A 6,212-nucleotide genomic window follows, 5' to 3' on the forward strand; every position below is an offset into this window, starting at 1 on the left:
TAAGATTGGCAAATATGAGGCATCGGCTAAGGGGTGGTTTGCAACTGGAAACTGACGCTGAATTTAATAATATTTTTCTTGTTCCTAGTTCTGCGGGCCAGAAATCATGAATCTACTAGAAACAATTGATACTCCCGTTGGGAGCTACGCACCAGATTTTGAATTGCCAGGAATTGATGGTCAAGTACACCATCTCAGGCGTTATCTTGAGAAGTTCCGAGCAGTCGGCGTTATTTCTATGTGTAACCACTGCCCTTATGTAGAGCGGTATTTAGGCAGACTAAAAAACATTCAAGCCGAGTTTGCCCTAAAAGGCTTCACACTAATTGGACTGAATGGTAGTAATGTTGACTACGACACTAAGTCAAGCTTTGAAAATATGAAAGCTTTTGCTCTGCGTCACCAGTTGAACTTCCCCTACCTGTGGGACTCAACGCAAGACGTAACCGGTAGTTTCGGCACAAGAAAAACACCAACAGCCTTTCTCATCGATGCTAATGGTATAGTTCGTTACAAAGGTAAAATTGATAATCATCCCCAAGAACCATTATCAGTGGGAGAGGATTATTTGAGAACTGCGATCGCTTCTCTGTTTAAAGGTGAAGAAATAGCCATACCACAAACAGAACCAGTCGGTACTACATTGATTTGGCGTAACTAGACATAGATAGTCCCTGTAACTGTTATCTTAAATTGGAGGCAATTGCAACTTTTTTGATAAAGCGTAACTTCATGGGAACGAATTACCGACGGGTTTTACTCAAACTGAGCGGTGAAGCCTTAATGGGCAACATGGGCTATGGCATTGATCCCGAAGTGGTCAAAGGAATAGCACAAGAATTAGCAGAGGTGATAGCCACTGGTACTCAAATCGCCATAGTTGTTGGTGGTGGCAATATTTTTCGTGGCGTTAAAGCAGCGTCGGCGGGGATGGACAGGGCAACTGCTGACTATATTGGGATGATTGCCACGGTAATGAATGCCATGACGCTGCAAGATTCGCTAGAACGCATAGGAGTACAGACGCGAGTGCAAACCGCGATCGCTATGCAAGAATTAGCAGAACCCTATATTCGTCGTCGTGCCATCCGTCATCTTGAAAAAGGACGGGTGGTAATTTTTGGTGCTGGTTCTGGAAATCCCTTTTTTACTACCGATACGACTGCGGCATTAAGAGCCGCAGAAATTGATGCTGAGGTGATTTTTAAAGCCACCAAAGTAGATGGGGTATATGATGCCGATCCTCATATTTATCCTGACGCAAAGCGTTACAATAGCTTAACCTACGCGCACGTTTTAGCCCAAGATTTGCGGGTGATGGATAGTACTGCGATCGCCTTGTGTAAAGAAAATAATATCCCAATTCTAGTATTTGACCTAACGGTGCGAGGAAATATCCACCGAGCAGTCATGGGAGAATCCATCGGCACCCTTGTGGGAGGTTCTTGTGAAATTAGCTGAAGCTGAAAGTACGATGCAAAAAACCGTTGAGGCAACTCAACGAGCTTTTAACTCGATTCGCACTGGTCGCGCCAATGCGAGTTTATTAGATAAGGTATTGGTGGATTATTACGGTTCGCCTACTTCCTTAAAAGCACTGGCAAATATTAGCACGCCAGATTCCACGACGATCTTAATTCAACCCTACGAGCGCAATACCCTAAATATCCTTGAGAAGGCTATTTCCCTCTCAGATGTGGGTTTAACACCCAGTAACGACGGTTCTGTAATCCGGTTGAATATTCCGCCCTTAACGAGCGAACGCCGTAAAGAATTCGTCAAAATGGCATCCAAGTATGCTGAAGAGGGTCGTGTTGCAATTCGTAACATTCGCCGCGATGCCATAGACGCGATTCGCAAACAGGAGAAAGCCTCTGAAATCTCCAAAGATGAATCAAAAGACCAACAAGATAGCTTGCAAAAACTAACAAACGAGTATACCGCCAAAATAGACTCACTGTTGGCAGAAAAAGAAAAAGACATCACGACTGTTTAAAGTCTCAAGTCGAAGCATAAAGGCTGAAGGATGATGGATAAATTCTTCAGCCTTTATCATTTCTTAGGTATTTAATAAAAATTGATCGAGTATTTCAATACAAAATAAACTAATTCTGGAGCAAAAATTCAATATGTACGACTGCATCATCGTCGGCGCTGGGCCAGCTGGTGGAACAGCTGCATATCATTTAGCCAAACAAGGCCGCTCAGTATTAGTGTTAGAAAAAGAATTTCTGCCAAGATATAAACCTTGTGGCGGTGGTGTATCTCCAGCGATCGCTCAATGGTTTGACTTTGATTTTAGCCCAGTAATTTCTGTAAAAGCCGACTCCGTTCGTTTTACCTGGAATTTGGGCGACCCCGTAGAAGCAAAAATCGCCACAAAAGAACCAATTTGGATGGTGCGACGAGATATTTTTGACCATTTCTTAATTCAGCAAGGACAGAAACAAGGGGCTGAACTACGAGATAATACGGAAGTAATGGGTATTGATTTTCAAGGTGACTACTGGCAAGTTAACACAGCTAATGGCCCAGTTACAGGTCGCTACTTAATCGCGGCTGATGGTGCTAAAGGGCCAATGGCAAAATGGCTAGGCTTCAAAGACCGGAAACGCCGTTTAGCAGGAGCTTTGGAAGCAGAAGTTGCCGCAGATGTCAAGGATAAATCCACAATTCACTTCGAGTTTGGCTTAGTGAAAAATGGCTACATTTGGAACTTCCCAAAAGCTGATGGTTATTCCATTGGTGTCGGTACATTTATTGGCGGTAAACCCCAAGATTTTAAGAAAATTTTAGATGAGTACGCGCGATCGTTTAATGTAGATATCAAAACTGGCAAGCAATATGGTTATCCCCTTTCCTTGTGGGATGGCAACCAAAAATTGCATACCCAAAATGCGGTTTTAGTTGGGGAAGCAGCTTGTATAGTCGATCCGATGACAGCAGAAGGCATTCGTCCGTCAATTTTTAGCGGTTTAATTGCAGCAGGAGCCATTAATGAAGCCCTTTCTGGTGATACCAACGCTTTAGAAAAATATACTGAAGCCATTAATGAAGAATGGGGTAGTGAAATGGCTTGGGCGCAAAAATTAGGTGGGGCATTCTATCGTTTTCCAGGTATTGGCTACAAAGTGGGTGTTAAGCGCCCTTCCGGTGCGAAAATCATGGGTAAGATTCTGTGTGGAGAACTTCGCTATGGCGACGTTGCCGATCGCGCCCTCAAGCGTTTAATTCCTGGTTTTGGAGGTTAATTAAAGAGTGTAGTAGGCATTTTTCAATATGGCAATTTACTTGACAAAACGGCTGTCTATGTTCGCTAATATTCTTGCTCTTTTCCTCTTCATGCCGGGAATTGCCTTAGCTGCACCCGTTCAAATCAATACTACTTCTGGTGTTATTTTCGCCCAAACTACCAAAACTGCAAGCTACTCAACCCCGTCGGAGATTAACCTGACTCCCTTACAACGTCAGGAACTCCAAGCTGTGCGTCAGAGGAGAAATAGGGAAATTGCGGCAGTGTTAAACTCATCTCAGCGCGACCAACTTAATCATAATCTTCGGGCTGGTAATAATATCAAGCAAGCCCTAGAAAAACTAAATTTGCAACCAGAACAGCAAGATTTAGTAAAAGCGATCGTGCAATTTACTAACTTGAAATTGAAGGCTATTTCATCTAGACATTTGCTAAAAATAGGACAGAAGTAAAAGTTTGATTTCTAGAAATTATGGAAACATTTGACTAATCGACACTTCAATTTCTGGAAAGGCAATCAAAGATAACATTGCATCCTCCTGCAAAATAAATTGTTGATTGTAGCTTTGCAAACCCGGTTCGCGGAAAACATAAACCTGACGCTGATTCACATCCAAAATCCAGTAGTCAGCAATTCCCGCTTTAGCATAAAGAGGTGCTTTTTGTTTACGATCTGTTTCTAATGTTGTATCGGCTACCTCAATGAGTAAAAAGATTTCATTCGGTGCAGGATGACGATCGCTGTACTTTCGCTTATCAATCTGGACAATAGCGATATCTGGCTCAGGTTCAGAGTATTGGCTCAAGTGAATGGGATTTTGCACCCGAACTAAGGCAACTTCTGCTAGCAGCCGCTTGAGATAGTCAGACGCACAAAGCGTTGTCGCTGCATGGGCAGGATTTTTGGCGCTCATCGGGATAACTCGCCCATCAATCAGTTCTACCCGTTCATCCTCTGTAATAATACCCGTCTCCAGCATCAGGTGATATTCGTTTACAGTCCACAGGCGGACTCTAGTTTGTGTCATTGTATTTCCTTTAGCGATCGCACATCACTTTTAGGCGATTATTGCTTACTCTCAACTTTGGCAGCATCTATAATTAATCTTGCCCTATTTAGTTCGTTACCATGTCGGAAGAAGATATCCGAGCCGCGAGGCTGGAGAAAGTAGAACAACTCAAGCAGCTAGGGACTAACCCTTACGCCTATCGTTGGGAATCTACCCATCATGCAGCGCAGTTGCAAGAACAATTTGCCGATTTAACCAGTGGTGAAGAAGTTGATTTAGAAGTTGCGATCGCAGGGCGCATTATGGCGCGTCGCGTTTTTGGTAAATTGGCTTTCTTCACCTTGCAAGATGAAACCGGCACAATTCAGCTTTATCTTGATAAAAACCGCATCCAAGAAGGTATGGCAGATATTGATGCTGATGCCTTTAATCACCTGAAGCAACTTACAGATGCAGGTGACATTCTGGGAGCCAAAGGTACTATTAAACGGACTGAAAAGGGCGAGTTATCTGTCTACGTTAAACAATATACTATCCTGACTAAATCCCTGTTGCCCCTACCCGACAAGTGGCATGGATTAACGGATGTTGCCAAGCGCTACCGTCAGCGCTACGTTGACTTGATTGTTAACCCGGAAGTGCGCCAAACTTTCCGCCGTCGCGCTCAAATTACTGCTGGTATTCGCCGCTATTTAGAACAGCGAGATTTTCTGGAAATTGAAACGCCAGTTTTGCAAAGTGAAACTGGGGGTGCAGATGCACGTCCATTTATCACCTACCACAACACTTTAGAAATGGAGTTGTATCTGCGAATTGCTACAGAACTCCATCTGAAGCGGTTGATTGTGGGTGGTTTTGAAAAAGTGTTTGAATTGGGGCGAGTTTTCCGCAATGAGGGAATTTCGACTCGACACAATCCCGAATTTACGACGATTGAAGTTTACCAAGCCTACGCCGATTACAACGATATGATGGCGCTGACTGAGGGGATTATTACCACTGTAGCTCAAGAAGTTCTTGGTACATTGCAAATCACCTATCAAGGGGAACCGATAGATTTGACACCACCTTGGCGGCGGGTGACAATGCATGATTCAGTTAAAGAATTTACAGGCTTGGATTTTAATTCGTTCTCAAGTTTAGAAGAGGCAAAAACAGCAAGTAAAAATGCTGGTATTCCTGGTGTAAATGAAGCCCAATCAATTGGTAAGTTACTAAATTTAGCCTTTGAAGAGAAGGTAGAAGCCAATTTAATTCAACCTACCTTTGTAATTGATTACCCTGTAGAAATTTCGCCCTTAGCAAAACCTCACCGTTCTCAACCTGGTTTGGTAGAACGATTTGAGTTATTTATAGTCGGGCGAGAAACTGGGAATAGCTTCTCAGAACTTACCGATCCGATCGATCAAAGAGAACGCTTAGAAGCACAAGCGGCGCGGAAAGCTGCTGGCGACTTAGAAGCCCAAGGCGTAGATGAGGACTTTCTCACCGCTTTGGAATATGGGATGCCGCCTACAGGTGGTTTGGGGATTGGGATCGATCGCTTGGTGATGTTATTAACTGATTGTGCCAGTATTCGGGATGCGATCGCTTTCCCCTTACTCAAGCCTCCCAGCAGCCTGATTAAAGAATTTCGTTATGATCCAACAACTCAAACACTAACTATTGAATTTGACAATGGAAGTGTTTATGAGTATTTCAAAGTACCCCTTAGTCTAAAGGAAGGCTTAGAAAATGCACCGTCTGATGGTCAATACTTTAACAAGTTTATTAAAGGGAAATTTAAGTTTGAACAATTGAGTTGAGTTAGTAAAGGTAAGGAATGAGAATTAAATAACATACAATTTATATCCCTTGTTTACCTCACCTCAATCCCTCTCCTTATAAAGGCTACGGTGTACACACAAGTCTGAAATAGCTGATTAACCAAGGTTTTACCCCACCCTAAC

7 protein-coding genes are annotated in these 6,212 nt (G+C 43.2%); 6 read left to right on the forward strand and 1 reads right to left on the reverse strand.

The genetic code is table 11. From position 1 onward, the window contains the following. Positions 1 to 106: 106 nt before the first annotated feature. The 5 genes from HWQ37_RS18030 to HWQ37_RS18050 all read left to right on the forward strand — a co-directional run bounded on the left by HWQ37_RS18030 (position 107) and on the right by HWQ37_RS18050 (position 3,705). A complete protein-coding gene (locus HWQ37_RS18030) occupies positions 107 to 661 on the forward strand; it encodes a thioredoxin family protein (RefSeq protein ID WP_292749308.1) in 555 nt (184 codons plus the stop codon). Positions 662 to 732: 71 nt separating this feature from the next. Continuing rightward, positions 733 to 1,461, forward strand: a complete 729-nt coding sequence (pyrH, locus tag HWQ37_RS18035; RefSeq protein ID WP_292749310.1) for a UMP kinase — start codon at positions 733 to 735, stop codon at positions 1,459 to 1,461. Beyond that, positions 1,448 to 1,996, forward strand: coding sequence for a ribosome recycling factor (gene frr, locus HWQ37_RS18040; protein ID WP_292749311.1), 549 nt, complete (start codon positions 1,448 to 1,450; stop codon positions 1,994 to 1,996). The genes pyrH and frr overlap by 14 nt, the downstream gene beginning before the upstream one ends. Positions 1,997 to 2,129: 133 nt before the next feature. Then, positions 2,130 to 3,251, forward strand: coding sequence for a geranylgeranyl reductase family protein (locus HWQ37_RS18045; protein ID WP_292749313.1), 1,122 nt, complete (start codon positions 2,130 to 2,132; stop codon positions 3,249 to 3,251). Between the two features lie 28 nt (positions 3,252 to 3,279). Beyond that, a complete protein-coding gene (locus HWQ37_RS18050) occupies positions 3,280 to 3,705 on the forward strand; it encodes a hypothetical protein (protein ID WP_292749315.1) in 426 nt (141 codons plus the stop codon). Positions 3,706 to 3,723: 18 nt separating this feature from the next. Here the strand turns inward: HWQ37_RS18050 and HWQ37_RS18055 are convergent, their stop codons facing one another. Then, positions 3,724 to 4,281: a Uma2 family endonuclease gene (locus HWQ37_RS18055; RefSeq protein WP_292749317.1), complete on the reverse strand. Its 558-nt coding sequence runs from the start codon at positions 4,279 to 4,281 to the stop codon at positions 3,724 to 3,726. A 101-nt stretch (positions 4,282 to 4,382) separates the two neighbouring features. Here HWQ37_RS18055 and lysS point away from each other — a divergent pair, with 101 nt between their 5' ends. Further along, the gene (lysS, locus tag HWQ37_RS18060) at positions 4,383 to 6,068 is read left to right on the forward strand and encodes a lysine--tRNA ligase (RefSeq protein WP_292749319.1); all 1,686 of its coding nucleotides are present in this window, start codon (positions 4,383 to 4,385) and stop codon (positions 6,066 to 6,068) included. The last annotated feature ends 144 nt before the right edge of the window (positions 6,069 to 6,212 follow it).

The organism is Nostoc sp. NMS4, from assembly GCF_017115095.1.
GTDB lineage: Bacteria > Cyanobacteriota > Cyanobacteriia > Cyanobacteriales > Nostocaceae > Nostoc.